Origin of the sequence: Paenibacillus nuruki (assembly GCF_001721045.1) — a bacterium.
GTDB lineage: Bacteria > Bacillota > Bacilli > Paenibacillales > Paenibacillaceae > Saccharibacillus > Saccharibacillus nuruki.
This window is the reverse complement of record NZ_MDER01000060.1, coordinates 18774-35165: the sequence shown is the minus strand read 5'-3', so window position 1 is coordinate 35165 and position 16392 is coordinate 18774. Positions and strand designations below refer to the sequence as shown.

Below are 16392 nucleotides of genomic sequence, written 5' to 3'. Positions count from 1 at the left end.
TGAACTTATTAAAATATACCTGTAGGATGCCGATAAAAAGGGTAGACAGGTTATGCCCGCCATTAGTGAGTTGGAGCAGCGACCGAAATCAAAGGAGGAACATCATTTTGAAGAAAATACTATCGATGCTTATGGCGGTAGTTCTTATTGTAAGTAGTCTACCCCCAGGTTTAGGTGCAAAGTCAGCTAATGCTGCGACAGGAAGCTTTTTCATTTTCCCTAATGAGCAGTACGATATTGGAACACCACGAATTGCGAATAGTGACAAACTTACGGTAACGGGTAGCTATAGTAATATCAATGCGAACTCTATTAGTTATGATGTAGAACAAATTTCTAAAAATGGTACTGCTGTTACAGTGATTAAATCGAACAAAGGATTAAGCGGAAATATTAATGCCAGTACATCTGGTGGTTCAAGCTTAACCATTTCCGATATTCCTTTATATGCAGGTTTAAACCGTGTTACTTTTAAAGCGACACAAGGTGTAGCTTCACAAGTAGCCGAATCTATTTATGTAGAGTATCGTGATGGTCCAACTATCTACAATTTGAATGCTGTATTGGATAACGATGCAGTTGCTTTAAAAGAGAACACATCTGTTGTATTAACGGCTGCCAAAGGCGGAATTAACGAGGGACAACAAACAGCCAACATGTCTCTTAGTGGTTCTGCACCGAATGCAACAAAAGTTACTGTTTTAGTGAATGGTGGTAACAGTAGAACTTCTCTTGTATCAAGTTCTAACAATTATCAATTCACAGTAGCTCCTATAGCTTTAAAGCTAGGTAAAAATATTTTGACGATTCAAGCGATCAATGGAACACAAGTGCTTGAAACAACACGTGAAGTAACATTTTATAATGGACTAACAACGTTCTATGACACGTATGCTCAAAGTGGAAGTTTGACTTCTGCAGATCTTTCAACATTCCCGGATTTCACGATTTCCGATAATAAATTTGCATTAACAGGTAAAATCGTTGTTCCTTTGACTAATAATACGCGTCCTGCAAGTTTTACGGATTATATTTCGTATACTTTTAGTGGTGCAGGTATACCAAGTACAGTAACTTCAGGCCAATATACAGGAACAGTAACACCAACTGTTATTGAAACTGAAAGTACTTCTGCTTACGTAACACTAGCATATACAATTCCACAAGATAACAATCGCACATTTGACTACGATAAAGGAATCAACGTATCTATTCTTGCTAAAGGCGACTCAAGTAAAGGGCTTGGTCTGACTTTACGTAATAGCACGGCAGCTTATATCTCTAAAGTAAACTATTTATCTGGATATACAGCCAATACAACTCCAGCATCCGCTAAAACAATGACTGGAACAACATTGGATGGAGCAAATATCTTCTCATTACCAACAGCTTTAGAAGTATTGGTAGTTAATGGAGATGGTAATACAGTGCTTAATATTAGCAAAATTGTAGACAGTAATGGAACTGCCGCTGTTGCAAGTGATGCTTCTTATTCACTAATTGACTCATCTCCTGTAAGTGGAAGTGCTGTTCCTACACAACGCTTAATTTATAAACTTGATAAACTTCCTATAAGTGGTACACAAACTTTGACCTTTAAAGCAATTAAGGGTGGAGTCGATACGCCAGAAGTATCAGCTAAAGTAAACGTATTATTTGGTCCATATGCTAATTTTAATAAAGCATATGATGGGATAGTTATTCAAAATAGCCAGAACGTTGCAGGATCTGACGTACGAATCATTACGAATACTCTAGATGATTTTTCTGGTAAATTGCAGAATGTAACGAATCAATCAGATATTCGTTATACAGATGATGGAGCAAATAAACAAACAGTATTCTTCTATGTGAATAATACGATTATTCCGCTTGTCCCTGTAGATGGCAAAAATGATACTAATTTTAGAATTCCTATTAGTTCGGTATCCAAAGCATACAATGCAATGTTCTCAGGAGAGAATACAGTCAAAATTGTATTCAAAACAAATCAAACTTCTTACGAGAATGCGATCAAAATTAATCTAGTTCCTACAGATGTACCTGTCATTCCTGTAGATACTACTCTTGGGATTTTTCCTTTCAAATTCTCAGGAAATAGTGATGCTATTCCAACAGCTAAAGATGCTGACTTTTCTATGAACGGAACAGCTTATACAACTACTCAGCAGGATTTTAATATTTATGGTACTTTCGATTTTGTAGATTTAGGTATTACCAAGGAGGGCGTACAAAGCATCCTTGATGGAGGAGACGCAACACTTAATAAAAGTAATTATATTTTGAAAGTTCAAAAATCAGATGGTACTACAGTCGCAACATGGACACTTAATAATGAATTTACTTCAACTACTGGAGATGCTTTGAAAGCAAAAGATAGTAAACCGAGTGATGCAGGACTAAGCGTATTTTATGATTATACTAAACAATCGTTTAGCTTTATTCTGAGAGGACAAAAGGTAGAGAAAGATGGAAGTCCTATTGTCTATAACTTTACTGTATACAATACAGGAGCTGGAGGACCTAGTTCTTCTGCAAGAATGGAAATTAGTAAACAAACAGAGGCTTATCAAATTGTAAGACCTTTAACAGCTGAAAAGTTAACTAATAGCAATTTTGTAGATGTAGTGGTTAATTCTAAAAATGCTACTTCTGTTGTTATTAATAAAGAAGAAGCTACTAAAGAACCTTTTTATACTGATCCTAATGGTAAAGCCAATGGCAAAGATCCGGAGTATCCAGATGCTTACCGTGTGACAGTTAAAGATCTGAAAGCTAATAAAGATACGAAGATTCCAATTATTGTTACGATTAACGGCGAGCAAGTGAAAACAGATATTACTGTTAAATATGTACCTACAAATATTCCAGGCGCAGAATTTATGCAGGATATGAAGACTTCTGCTAAAGTCTTTGAAGGCGATTTGAATTTGAAATTTGCATCTGGAACGAACCTTATCCGTCGTGATATCGGTACAAGTGCGGATGACAAATTGAAAAATGAAGTATTCTCTGGACATAGCCTTCTATTTGGAATTGGTAATAGCCAAGATGGAGTTATCGATCGTTATAACTTTGAACCTATTCCAACCAATATGGATGCTAAATTTAAAGTAGGACAACAAATTTTTGTAAGTCAGTTTAATAATCATTTCGTGAAAAGTAGTCCAGTGTATTGGATTGACCCAGGTTTAGCTGATGATATTACTACAGCTGATGTATACGATCCTACTAAATTAGGACAAAATCCTTACCAATCATCTAATTCTAAAACTCCAAGTTTCTATGAGCGTAATCCGCAAAATGAATTGGTTCCATCGAAACGTGGGACACTAACATTGTCTTATTCTGATAATGTCGCTGAAGACGCTGGTAAAGCTATCACTGTATTCTTCTTTGATCGTTCATTGGGTAACAGTACTGGACAATGGGAGAATCTTGGTGGTGTTGTAAACGCGAAGAGTCATACTGTAACTGTACCGTTTGACCGTTTTGGTTACTATGTGGTTGCCAAACTAAGTTATTCGTATACAGATATTGTTCAACATGATTATGCAAGAGATTATATGGAAGCTTTATTTGCCAAAGGTATTATGAAAGCTATTGATCCAGATACTTCTTTCGGAGCAGATCAATATATTACACGTGGTGAATTTACTCGTGCTATCGTCAAAGCAAAACAAATGCCATTTGATTATCAAGGTACCAAACACTTTATTGATGTAAGTAGCAGCGATAGTAATATTGCAGAAAATGCACTATACGATTATCGTTATATAGAAACAGCTGCGCGTGCAGGCTTTGTACGTGGTACTCAGCCGCAAGTATTTAGTCCTGGAGATAGTATCAGTCGTCAGGATGCAGCAGTAATTATTGCCAAAGCACTCAATCTTAAAATGGATACAGATCAAACGAAAATTGATGCAGGTCTACAAAAAATCTTCAAAGATGCTACATCTGTCGATCGTTACGCTAGAGCAGCGGTATTAGCGGTAGCCAAAAAAGGCTTTATCAATGGTTCTGCTATTGATGGAGATTCCAAAAAAGGCTTCAACTATTCTCCAACTGCAAAAATGTTACGTTCAGATACAGCAGTTATTTTAGCGAAAGTCATGATCAACGATAAAAAACTTCCTAAAATGTAATTTGTTACTAGAGAGGGTTCTTCAAGAGCTCTCTCTTTTTTTATGCAAAAATAATTATGCAAAGAGTGTTTTAAAGAGGTCAAAACGTGTTTAGTACTAATATAGTTATAAAAAAGTATTGTAGACAAAAGTGGCACATCTTCCTAAAGTGTAGTATGATAATTAAGGCTCTGTTTTGCGATATAATATATGTCGCAAAAAAAACAGAAAACTTTTTTTGAAAAACCGCAACTTTTTGAAGAAACCTGCGTCTACATATATGAACCCGATAAAACAAGGCAACATAATTGCTGACAGGTTATTAAATTGAGATTAACTTTTGGAATGTTTAGTCGATCTCAATGTGAAAAAATGTCTTTACGGCATCATTGACGCAATGTATAATAACTTCTGTGCACTGCGGTTTTTCGATTGACAAATATTCCGGTTACGATTTTCTGTGATTTTGTCACAGATATCATCATACAAAAAGGGATTTGCTTTAAACTCGGAGAGGGGGTGTAACGACTGATGAGTGACAAAATCCACAACAAACAAAAAAACAAAAAAAATGTTTATGATATTCAAGGAGGAGAACAAAAGTTTATGAAAAAGTCTACTAAAAAAGTATTAAACGTAGCAGCAAGCGCTGCTATGCTAGCAGGTATCGCTCCAGTAGCAGGTATCGTTGCTCCAACAGCAGCACATGCATCTGGTAGTTTTGATGTTTACAACGTACCAACTTTGGGAACAGGTTCTGTTTCTAAATCTCAAGGTGGAGTAGCATTAGGACGTGTTAAAGTAAATATTGACAAACTTACACTAAGTGGTGGTCAACAAACTTTAACATTTACTTTGCCACAAGGTTTTGAATTCCCTTCAACTACTACTGGTTCTACTACAGCGTTTGATCAATTTACAAACACTGCTAGCACAACTGCAACTGGTAACACATACAACTTTGTTTCTACTCAAGCAGACGATGGTTCTAACCACGAAACTATCGGAGTAAATGTTATTAGTTCTAAAACTGCTCAAATCGTTTTCAACGGAACAACTAACCCAGGTGACGATATCGAATTGCTACTGAACATGAGACAAATCGTTTCTACTGGTCCTAGTACTGGTGATGTAAACGTGACTTTCTCTGCTTCAACTGCAAGTGGATTGCCAACTGGTAACGTAAAAGTTGCTACAGTGGTATCTTCTGGTCAAGTGGCTCTAGAAGCTAATGATACAGAATCAAGCAGTGATAGCTTCAACTTTACTTTCAAACTAACTGAATCTGTTGCTGCTTCTTTGAAAGACGGTAACGCAGTTAAATTGAAATTGCCTTCTGGTTTTGAGTGGGATTCTCGCGGTACTTTCACAACTTTGTATGGTAACTTAGCTGCTGCTAATGTAACAACTACAGGTTTTGGTACTGATACATTGACTCTTGCAGCAACTACTCCTTCAACTACTGCTTCTTCATTTAACTTGGATCTTGCTTTCTCTGTAAACGATGAAGATAAAGCTAAAGAAGGCGATATCACAGTTAATGTTAGTGGTAACTCTTCTTCTAATGTTTCTAACTTAGTAGTAGGTTCTTACGGACAATACGGTGGTGGCGTAACTGTAGCTTCTCCATCTACTGTAATTGCTGGTCAAGATGAGCAACAATTAGGCGATATCGTTGTTAAAGAATCTGTTGCAGGATCTTTCATCGCTGATCGTACTGTAACATTGCAATTACCTGAAGGAGCTCGTTGGCAGTCTGTTTATGAAGATGGCGAAGGCGCAACTGGAACTACTGGTTCTGTTGACACTGCTAACGGATTAAACGCACCACAAATCGAGTACACTGGTACTGACGGACGCACAATGCGTTTGAAATTCAATACACAAAACACTTCTAGCAATGCTGGTTCTATCACATTGAAAGATGTTGAAGTAGCAGTACAACCTGGATTTACTGGTGACTTGAATGTTACTGTTGCTGGTAGCCAAGGTTTAACTGGTACAGTTAAAGTGGCAACAGCTACTCCATCTCTAACATTGTCTGCTTCTGATGCAACTTATAGTGCTGCAATTGGTTCTGATAGTGCAAACATTGGTAACTTGACACTTAAAGAAGGCGCAGCAGGCGCATTGACTGATGATGACAACGGTTTGGTAGAAGTTCTTCTTCCAGCTGGCGTAACTTTCGGTTCAGTACCTACTGTATCTGTAACTTCTGGTGATTTGACTATCCGTAACGTGTCTATCGACACTTACAACAACAGTGCTACTCAAGGCGTATTGCGTTTCTACGTAGACAGCGAAAGTACTACTGCTAGTACTATTGCTATCAACGGTGTAAACTTGCGTATTGACCGTACTGTACCACAAGGTAACATTGTTGCTAAAGTACAAGGTGATGGCGCTGCTAACACTGCTTACCACGGTTTCGGTGATGTTACTCAAACTTGGAAAGATAGCTACCGTTATGCTGCACAAGGAACTATCGCAACTATCGGAACACAAGCTACAGGTGTTGAGTCTAACGCTGTAACAGCTATCTACACAATCGGAAGCACTGCTTACAAAGTAAACGGGGAAACTCGTACTGCTGAAGTTGCTCCTTATGTAGAAAATGGTCGCACTTACTTGCCAGTTCGTTACGTAGCTGAAGCATTGGGTGTAACTCCTGCAAACATCTTGTTTGACAAAGCAACTTCTATGGTTACTTTGATCAAAGGAGACCGCGTAGTTCAATTGAAACTTAAAACTAACCAATTGACTATCAACGGTTCTACAATCAACATGGATGTTAAAGCAGTAACTAAAGCTAACCGTACTGTATTGCCTATCGCTTGGGTTGGTAAAGCTCTTGACGCTACAGTAATGTACGATGCAGCTGCTAAAACTGTAACTGTAAACAGCAAGTAATATCTTCTGATATGAACACTGTCATATAGAAAGTATAACTACTTTCGCTTAGATACCTCGGAGCGGGCAACTGCTCCGGGGTATTTTTGTTTTATATATTTATTTAAGGAGGACATAGTATGAAAAAGTATGCAACATGGCTAATGGCTACAGCTACGATTGGTATCGGGATTTGGTTAGGTAGCTCTTTTATCACGACTAGTAATGCTAATAGTCAACTCGGTTCTGCGGATGATCCGGTAGTCACCAAAAGTTATGTAGATCAACAAATTCAAAAAGCATTGGGTGGAGGTACTAGTGGTTCTGTAGGTAGTACTACTACCAATAGTGGTACCAAAAACAATACACCTACTACACCTGTTTCTCCTCCTGCTACAACTCCAGCGAGTGTAACGCCTTCTCCTGTAGCAACGCCTACATTGACTACAAAAGTTGTAGAAATACGTCCAGGTAAAAAGTTGATAGCAGCAGCTGGGACAGAAGTCATTGTGCGTACTGGTAAGGCTATAGTGTACAGTTCTGATAAAAATGGAATTTTAGATTTGACGGCTGGAAGTGAAATGGGTGGGTCCCAAGCTATTCCTAATAATCATCTGCTTTTATTTCCAAGAGATGGACGCGGGGTAGAAGTGGCTATGACTCAAGGATATAATGCGACTGTTTTAGTGATCGGTGACTACAAAATTCAGTAAGATCATATTTCTATAAGAAAAATCTCAAGCTCAACTAGATAGATATTCTCTATCTGAAATAGAATAAAACAAAATAGTTAAATCTATGTTATGTTCTGAGTCATCCAGCTTATTTACAATTGACTATTAAATCTTTTACGTATAGAAAATATAGATTGTGGTATAATGATTAGCGTTTGACACCTGGTATTAAATACGTTAATATGACTGTTGAGGCTTGTATAGCAACCTTTTCCTTATGGAAAGGGTTCATTTTTTGTGTAGCAACTTTAGATTATTCAAGCTGTCTACATCGTGCTGACACCTTAATATCCATATGGGAGGTTGAAAACTCTTGTCTACTCTTAAGAGACATTTATTTACATCAGAGTCTGTAACAGAAGGACATCCAGATAAAATCTGTGACCAAATTTCTGATGCTGTACTGGATGCTTTTTTAGCTAATGATCCCAATGCTCGTGTAGCTTGTGAAGTAGCAGTGGCTACAGGTTTGGTGTTAGTTATCGGGGAAGTAAGTACCAATTCGGAGTATGTTGATATTCCATCTATCGTAAGAAATACAATCAAGGAAATTGGTTATACACGTGCCAAGTATGGCTTTGATTATAATACATGTGCTGTACTTACTTCATTAAACGAACAATCTGCTGATATCGCTCAAGGTGTTAACTCTGCATTAGAAACACGTGATACAGCTTTAATGGAGAAAGAAACAGAAAATATTGGTGCTGGTGACCAAGGTTTGATGTTCGGTTTTGCTACAAACGAGACACCAGAATTAATGCCTTTACCAATCGCATTGTCTCACCGTATCGCGCGCCGTTTGGCTGAAGTACGTAAAGATGGTACGCTAAATTATTTGCGTCCTGATGGTAAAACTCAAGTAACTGTAGAGTATGAAGATGGTAAGCCTGTTCGTATTGATGCTATCGTGGTATCTACTCAACATGCTGAAGAAACTACATTAGAGCAAATCCAAGCAGATATTCGTGAACACGTTATTCTTCCAGTAGTTCCGGCTGAATTGCTTGATGCAGATACTAAATACTTTATTAACCCAACAGGACGCTTTGTTATTGGTGGACCTCAAGGGGATGCTGGATTAACAGGCCGTAAAATCATCGTAGATACATATGGCGGCTATGCACGTCATGGTGGCGGTGCATTCTCAGGAAAAGATCCAACTAAAGTAGACCGTTCTGCGGCGTATGCAGCTCGTTATGTTGCTAAAAACTTAGTTGCTGCTGGTTTGGCAGATAAATGTGAAATCCAATTGGCTTATGCTATTGGTGTAGCTAATCCTGTATCAATCAGTGTCGATACGTATGGAACAGGTAAAGTAAGCGAAGAAAAAATGGTAGAATTGGTTCGTAACAATTTTGACTTGCGTCCTACTGGTATTATTCGCATGCTTGATCTTCGTCGTCCTTTGTATCGTCAAACGGCTGCTTATGGTCACTTTGGTCGTACAGATGTTGAACTTCCTTGGGAACAAGTCGATAAAGCAGAATTATTGAAATCTCAAGCTGGACTATAATACATTGGTTCAACCATTATAGTTAGATAAAAGAAGGTGACTCGATTTTTTTTCGAGAAGCCTTCTTTTTTATGCTCAAAACCAATACCATTATTCGGAACTGGAACTATCATTCTATGTACCTTATATAATGTAGATCAGCTAGCAAGAAGTTAGCATTTTTCATGAGATTACAGAAAAATGATTGGTTTACCGTAACTTTTTGCTTCTATTGTAGTCTATATTCTTATGAGGTGTACTGTGTCGAAGTGGCATCTGTACTTAAACAACGTTATGATAAACAAGGCGAACATTATCATAACTCTAAACACCAATCAAATGATCGACTGAATTTTCAACGAATAGGAGCGTTTTAACATATGACAGGCACAACAAAAACAGCACGCAAATGGATGATTTTAACTATTGCAGGCTCGTTATGGATTCAACCCGCATTACAAATTGGTTTTACTCAAGTACCTTGGTTACCCACACACATTGCTAGTGCAGCTGAAACGACTCAATTGAATGAAAGCTACATAACTTCTGGAGCAAAGCTTTTGGAGTATCGTTATAAAACAGCTCGTTCTGGAAAAACGGTCTCTGTTTTGGCGGATGTTGTTAAAGTCGATTTGAAAAACCCGTATGTCAATTTAGATGTAATGACCGGTAAAGGCAATCAATTTACAACGAAACAATCGGTTGAAGGTATGGCACAGGAAACAAAGGCAGTCGCTGGTGTTAATGGTGACTACTTTAATACAGCTAGTGAAGGCGTACCGATGGGAGCACAAGCTTCTGAAGGGGTATTGATGTCCAGTCCTTCTGAATTAAAAGGAATGTATGCTTTTGGTGTGACCAAAGATGGAACACCTATGATTGATCAATTTGCGTTTCAAGGTAAAGTTACTGCAGAAGATGGTTCTACTTTTGATCTAGCGGGAATTAATCAGGCTTCTTATATGACAGAACCTAATGGTACATTTAGCCATTCGAATACGATGTATATCTATACAGATGCTTGGAAAGCCATCGAACGTCCTGCTAACAGTTCAACAACACCTACAGAAGTGCTTGTTCAAGGTGGAGTCATTACACAAATTTCTGTTAATGCTACGATTCAAAAAGTGGTTCCAAAAGGTGCTTATATTTTGCGTACCCATGGTAAAGCAGCTCAATTTGTACAACAACATATGAAAGTTGGACAAAAAGTAACAACAGACTATAGCCTACAAGCGAAATCTACAGGTAAAACGATTGATCCAACTACTTTGCAAATGATGATCGGTGGTCATACGATTCTGGTGGATCAAGGGAAACCAAGTTCCTTCTCTCGTAGTACAACAGCTATTGGTGGAAATCGTGCACGTACAGCTGTCGGTTATTCACAAGATGGGCGATACGCTTATATTGTAACTGTACAAGATAATGATAATAGTGCAGGTATGTCTTTATATGAATTGCAATCATTTATGTCTTCTATCGGTGTATGGAAAGGTATTAACTTAGATGGCGGTGGGTCAACGACTTTAGTTACACGTCCTTTAGGCGAGACACAAGCGGATCTGACGTTCGCAACAGAATATGGCGGTAACACTCAACGCAGTGTCGTAAACGGTCTAGGAGTCTATACAACAGCTCCACAAGGTAAAGTACAAGGCTTTAGTATTAATGGTCCTAAGCAATTATTGATAGGACAAACAGCTAAATATGAAGCTAATGGTTATGATACGTATTATAATCCGATCAGTACCGCTGGAATTAACCCATCCTGGAAAGCAGGAAGTAGCAATATTAAATGGACAGGTAGCGAGTTCAAAGCAACCAAAAATGGAACAGCTAAAATTATTGCTTCAAGCGGTGGCGTAAGTACAAGTATGAATGTCAATGTCGTAGGAGCTGAAGCTATTCAAAGTTTAGCTACAGCAAGTTCTACAGCTACATTGCAAGCAGGCACTACCATTGCCGTACCTGTAACAGCTACATTAAAAGATGGATCTAACTTAACGATTTCTCCAGAAACATTAAAATGGGAATTTGTTGGATTCAAAGGTAGTGTGAAAGACGGACAATTAAGTATTTCTTCAGTAGATAGTGGTACTACAGTGGGATACGCTATTGCTCGCTATGATGGTTTCAGTACAATGATGGTATTGACTGCTGGCGGCGGAGCAACGAGTACATGGGAAGACTTTGAAAATCCGAATTATAGTGTTAGTTTCTTAGGAAATCCAAGTACAGTTAAAGGAACAGCTCAAGTCACACAAGGAACAGGCGATCATGCGAATTCTAAAGTGTTACAATTAACCTATGATATGACAGTAGGAACAAGTAAAAAATATGCATATGCTCAATTTGGTGGCACAGCAGGTAAAGCACTTACAGCAGGGACAACAGGTGTAACTGTCGATGTATACGGAGATAAGAGTTACAACTGGTTACGTGGTGAAGTAACTGATGCAAGTGGCAAAACCGTCTATATTGATTTTGCGAAAAGTATCAATTGGAGTGGTTGGAAAACACTAAATATTGATCTTTCTGGTTCAGGCATCGCTTATCCGGCTAAATTAAAACGTGTATATGTGGTAAATGTAGCTGAAGGACAAGATGAACGTGCAGCTACAGGAATGATCGCTATGGACAATATTCGCTTAACCGGTGCAGCTCAGGCAGCAACATATACGATGCCAAAAGGTACATTATCAATGACAGTGGGTAAAAAGACTTCAACACTAGATGGCAAAGCACAATCGATTGATGTTTCTCCAATGCTCAAAAATAATGCGACTTATGTGCCAGTCAAATATATAATGGATGCATTTGGTGGACAAGCGACATGGAATCAAAGTAGTCAAAGAGTGACGATTTTACGTGCAGGACAATTACTGGATTTAACTGTAAATAATAAAGCTTATGTAGCTAATGGTAAGCTGAAAAGTTCTACAGTTGCTCCTTTAGTCGTATCAGGAAGGACTTTAGTCCCGTTAAGATTGGTGTCAGAACAGCTTGGATTGACTGTAAAATGGGATCAGAAAACCAAGACGGTAAGCATCCAATCGTGATAAGTTATGATATGATAATACATGCATCATACAATTGACTTACAGAAATGGAGAAGATCGAGTGGAGTTCCACGCTGATGCAATAGATCACGTCATTAAGAATGCAACAAGTGTTATGGAAAATAGCAAATATCAAATCTTCGAGATTTTGGATACTTCGCGGAGTGAATTGCTCTCGTTAAATACAGAACTTGAATTGGTACTTCGTGAAACCACTGAAACGATTGAAAAAGTAGATCAGCTTGAAGTCAGTTATCGTAGTTCTCGGATTCGACTGACTGAAGTCAGCAGAGACTTTGTGCGGTATAATGAAGAAGACATCAAGCAAGCGTATGAACGTGCAACACAACTGCAATTGGATTTGATGATTTATCGTGAGAAAGAAATGTATTTAAAAGCAAGACGGGATGATTTACAAAAACGGGTGAAAAATGTAGAAAGTTCGATTGAGCGAGCTGAAACGATCGGCTCGCAGATGGGGGTTGTACTAGAATACCTGTCTGGCGAACTTAATCAAGTCACTCGTATTTTGGAATCTGCTAAAAACCGTCAACTCATTGGACTAAAAATCATTCTTGCACAAGAAGAGGAACGTAAGCGAATTTCCCGGGAAATTCACGATGGTCCTGCTCAATTGCTCGCAAATCTAGTTCTTCGGACCGAAATTGTAGAAAGAATGATTACAAAGCAGGAATATAAGATGGTCCAGGACGAAATAGTAGATTTGAAGGGACAAGTGCGCTCTAGTTTAGAAGAAATGAGAAAAGTAATTTTTAATTTAAGACCGATGGCCCTCGACGATTTGGGTCTCATTCCAACTTTAAGGAAATATGTGCAAGATTTTGAGAATAAAACTCGAATCCGCACGATTTTCGAAACAAGAGGCAAGGAATATCGACTCACTTCTGCTATGGAAGCTGCGATTTACCGACTAGTTCAAGAAGCACTCACTAACGCGTCTAAACATGCTTATCCTACTTATGTAACGGTTATCATTACTTTCCAGTCACAAATGGTGAAGTTGATTGTAGAAGATAACGGACGCGGTTTTAAGTTGGATATGATAGAGCAAAAGACCAAAGATCATACTCATTTTGGATTAATTGGTATGCGGGAACGAGTAGAATTGCTTGAAGGAAGAATGGAAATCGAATCTGCCGAAAATCAGGGTACGAAAATCGTAATCCATATTCCGACGAACGTGGAAAAGTGAAAGGAGTAACAGAATGGAAAACCATGATTACGGCACTAAAAAGATTAAGATATTGCTAGCCGACGATCATCAGCTTTTTCGTGAAGGTCTAAAGCGTATTCTGAATATGGAGGATGACCTTGAAGTTATAGGTGAATGTGGAGACGGAATTCAAGTTTTAGAATTCTGTAATCATAATCCTCCAGAAGTTGTATTAATGGATATTAATATGCCGATCGAAAATGGAGTAGTCGCTACTGAGAAATTGCGTGAACTATTCCCTGATATTAAGGTTATTATTCTGTCTATTCATGATGATGAAAGTTATGTATTTGAAACATTGCGTAAAGGGGCTTCAGGATATCTGTTAAAAGATATGGAAGCTGAGTCTTTGGTCAATGCTATTCGTTCTGTTATGGAAGGACATGCTTATATCCATCCAAAAGTAACAGGCAAGTTGATTCAACAACTACGCCGCATGACATATACAAATGAATCTGGTGTTTTAACAGATAATAATAGCTCTGGCGATACAGGTGTTAAATTTGTAGCCGGTGACGATAATCCTCTTACACGCCGTGAAGCCGAAGTATTGCGTTTGATGGCAGAAGGTAAGAGTAACAAGATGATTGGTGAATATCTATTCATCAGTGAAAAAACAGTAAAAAATCATGTGAGTAGTATCTTGCAAAAGATGGAAGTTGATGATCGCACACAAGCAGTAATCAATGCTATCAAACATGGTTGGGTTACTCTTTAATTTGTAAGATAAACACACGTAAAAGTGAAGCACACTTTTCCTAGGAATAGGGAAGGTGTGCTTTTTTTGTTTTTATTTCTATATAGAAGGGAGAACAGGCATGCATATTGTTTTATACGCTATTAGAAAGTCTAAAGGATGGCTTTTTGAAATATCATTGGATGTTCGTATCGATCTCATCTGGTGGACTTCAGAGAAACGAAGAGATGAACGTGCTCAGAAAATAATCTGTATCTCTTCTGTGATACCTTTAGGTTGGGCCATACAATGCCAACAATATTTAGAACTTGATCATCGTGCAGATTGTTGGAGTCCTACAGAATGGAAGCAATACATAGAAAAATGGCTGTATAACCGTATACGAAATTATAATCATTCCCATATTCAATATAGTGAGATCCAGCCTGTTATTCCGATAGAGCAAATTCAGCTTTTGTGGGATGACAAGCTGGGCAAAACAGAGGATATTCCTTTTTTACTATCTACTATAGAAGAAAAGCAAAATGAAGGGACTCAATATCCTTTATCCTCGACTTGGAAAAAACAAGTCATGCTGGGAGCGATAACACTAGCAAAAATGATGACAGGCCGTTCTTTACTGGCTACTGAATACATCATGATGATGACAGATCAGCAAGTAGATAACATACAGGAGTGGAAAACATACACCCAGCTCGCTTATCTCACTCAATCACTGCGATTACTAACAGGTGTTCATATAGATCCTATTTTAGGTTATCAGTGTCAACGTTGTGGTAGCCACACTATGAATCATACACCCTGCGCCAGCTGTGGCAGTTCTGCATGTGCCTATTGTGAAACATGCCTAAATCTAGGTAGAAGCCGTGAATGTACATTATTAATTCAATCGGTATATGTAGCTTCATCACGTACGACCCCTTTTTCTACTATAGATATTCCTATCCATACAGAACATATACAAACAAGATGGGGACTAAGTGATGCACAGACAGAAGCTACAACGAGTGCACTACATTTTCTGATCGGTTCAGCAAATAGATTAAACCCAAAAACGATATTTAATAAAAAGTTATTCGCTACATTGTTCCTATATTTTATTAAAAACAAAAAGAAGTTTCCTAGGACTTCCTATTTTACACATAAACGTTTCCTACTTTGGGCAGTGACTGGTGCAGGCAAAACAGAAATGACGTTTCCTTTAATTGATAGCGTGTTGAAAAATGCAGGAAAAGTATTAGTAGCTACACCAAGACGAGATGTAGTTCTAGAATTAGCTCCCCGAATGGCGAAAGCTTTTCCTACCACAACGATGGCTGTACTCTATGGTGGAAGTGAAGATCGCTGGCAAGAAGCAGATCTAACGATAGCTACAACGCATCAATTACTCCGTTTTTCGCAAGCTTTTGATCTGGTTATTTTGGATGAGCTGGATGCTTTCCCTTTTCACAATGATCCTATGCTGGCTTATGCGGCTAACCATTGTTGCAAATCGGATGGTGCTTTTGTGTATCTATCAGCTACTCCACCTACAACTTTGCAAAAAGAGATTAAAAGAGGCACTCTTGCTCATGCTAAGGTGCCTGCTCGCTTTCATGGTCATCCTTTACCTGTGCCCAAGTATATTTCGATGCCGACAGTAAATAATGCTTTAAAAAAGAAGCAGTTAGCACATACGTTATTAAAACAATTGCGTTACTCGGTAACACGTCAAGCACAGATCTTTGTATTTGTATCACGAATCGCTTTGATAGAATCTCTGGTTGAACTTTTACAATCCTATTTTCCGCAGCTTTCTATAGCAGGCACTTCTTCTCAAGATGTTGAACGAGCGAATAAGGTTTTACTTTTTCGTGAGCAACAGATACGAATACTGGTAACGACAACTATTTTGGAACGAGGAGTGACTATTCCGTATAGCGATGTTTATATTTTAGATGCTGACAGTAGTTTATTTGATGCAGCTTCTTTAGTACAAATGGCAGGACGAGCGGGAAGATCCAAAGAAGATCCGAAAGGCCTTGTTATTTTTGCATCCAAGCAATGGACGATTGAGCAGAAAAAAGCTGTAGCTCAAATCAAACTTATGAATCGTATAGCTAAGCGTAAAGGCTATCTACATCTATCGAAATCAACAGATATTCGTTAACAAAGGAG

The 16392-nt window shown here is 38.3% G+C and carries 8 protein-coding genes; all 8 read left to right on the top strand.

The genetic code is table 11. The features are described 5' to 3' along the window. Positions 1 to 107 precede the first annotated feature (107 nt). The 8 genes from PTI45_RS16275 to PTI45_RS16240 all read left to right on the top strand — a co-directional run bounded on the left by PTI45_RS16275 (position 108) and on the right by PTI45_RS16240 (position 16384). Positions 108 to 4145, top strand: coding sequence for an S-layer homology domain-containing protein (locus PTI45_RS16275; protein ID WP_069328660.1), 4038 nt, complete (start codon positions 108 to 110; stop codon positions 4143 to 4145). A 510-nt stretch (positions 4146 to 4655) separates the two neighbouring features. Further along, on the top strand, positions 4656 to 7034 hold the full coding sequence (locus PTI45_RS16270) for a copper amine oxidase N-terminal domain-containing protein (protein WP_069328659.1): 2379 nt from the start codon (positions 4656 to 4658) through the stop codon (positions 7032 to 7034). A 119-nt stretch (positions 7035 to 7153) separates the two neighbouring features. Then, positions 7154 to 7726 (top strand): hypothetical protein, encoded by a 573-nt coding sequence (locus tag PTI45_RS16265; protein WP_069328658.1) that lies wholly within the window; start codon positions 7154 to 7156, stop codon positions 7724 to 7726. A 334-nt stretch (positions 7727 to 8060) separates the two neighbouring features. Then, positions 8061 to 9263 carry a methionine adenosyltransferase gene (metK, locus tag PTI45_RS16260; protein WP_069328657.1) on the top strand — a complete coding sequence of 401 codons (1203 nt, stop codon included), beginning with the start codon at positions 8061 to 8063 and terminating at the stop codon, positions 9261 to 9263. 359 nt (positions 9264 to 9622) lie between these two features. Beyond that, positions 9623 to 12304 carry a stalk domain-containing protein gene (locus PTI45_RS16255; protein ID WP_069328656.1) on the top strand — a complete coding sequence of 894 codons (2682 nt, stop codon included), beginning with the start codon at positions 9623 to 9625 and terminating at the stop codon, positions 12302 to 12304. Positions 12305 to 12365: 61 nt separating this feature from the next. Further along, positions 12366 to 13517 (top strand): sensor histidine kinase, encoded by a 1152-nt coding sequence (locus PTI45_RS16250; protein ID WP_069328655.1) that lies wholly within the window; start codon positions 12366 to 12368, stop codon positions 13515 to 13517. A 13-nt stretch (positions 13518 to 13530) separates the two neighbouring features. Next, a complete protein-coding gene (locus PTI45_RS16245) occupies positions 13531 to 14256 on the top strand; it encodes a response regulator (protein ID WP_069328654.1) in 726 nt (241 codons plus the stop codon). Between the two features lie 100 nt (positions 14257 to 14356). After that, on the top strand, positions 14357 to 16384 hold the full coding sequence (locus tag PTI45_RS16240; RefSeq protein WP_069328653.1) for an ATP-dependent helicase ComFA: 2028 nt from the start codon (positions 14357 to 14359) through the stop codon (positions 16382 to 16384). The last annotated feature ends 8 nt before the right edge of the window (positions 16385 to 16392 follow it).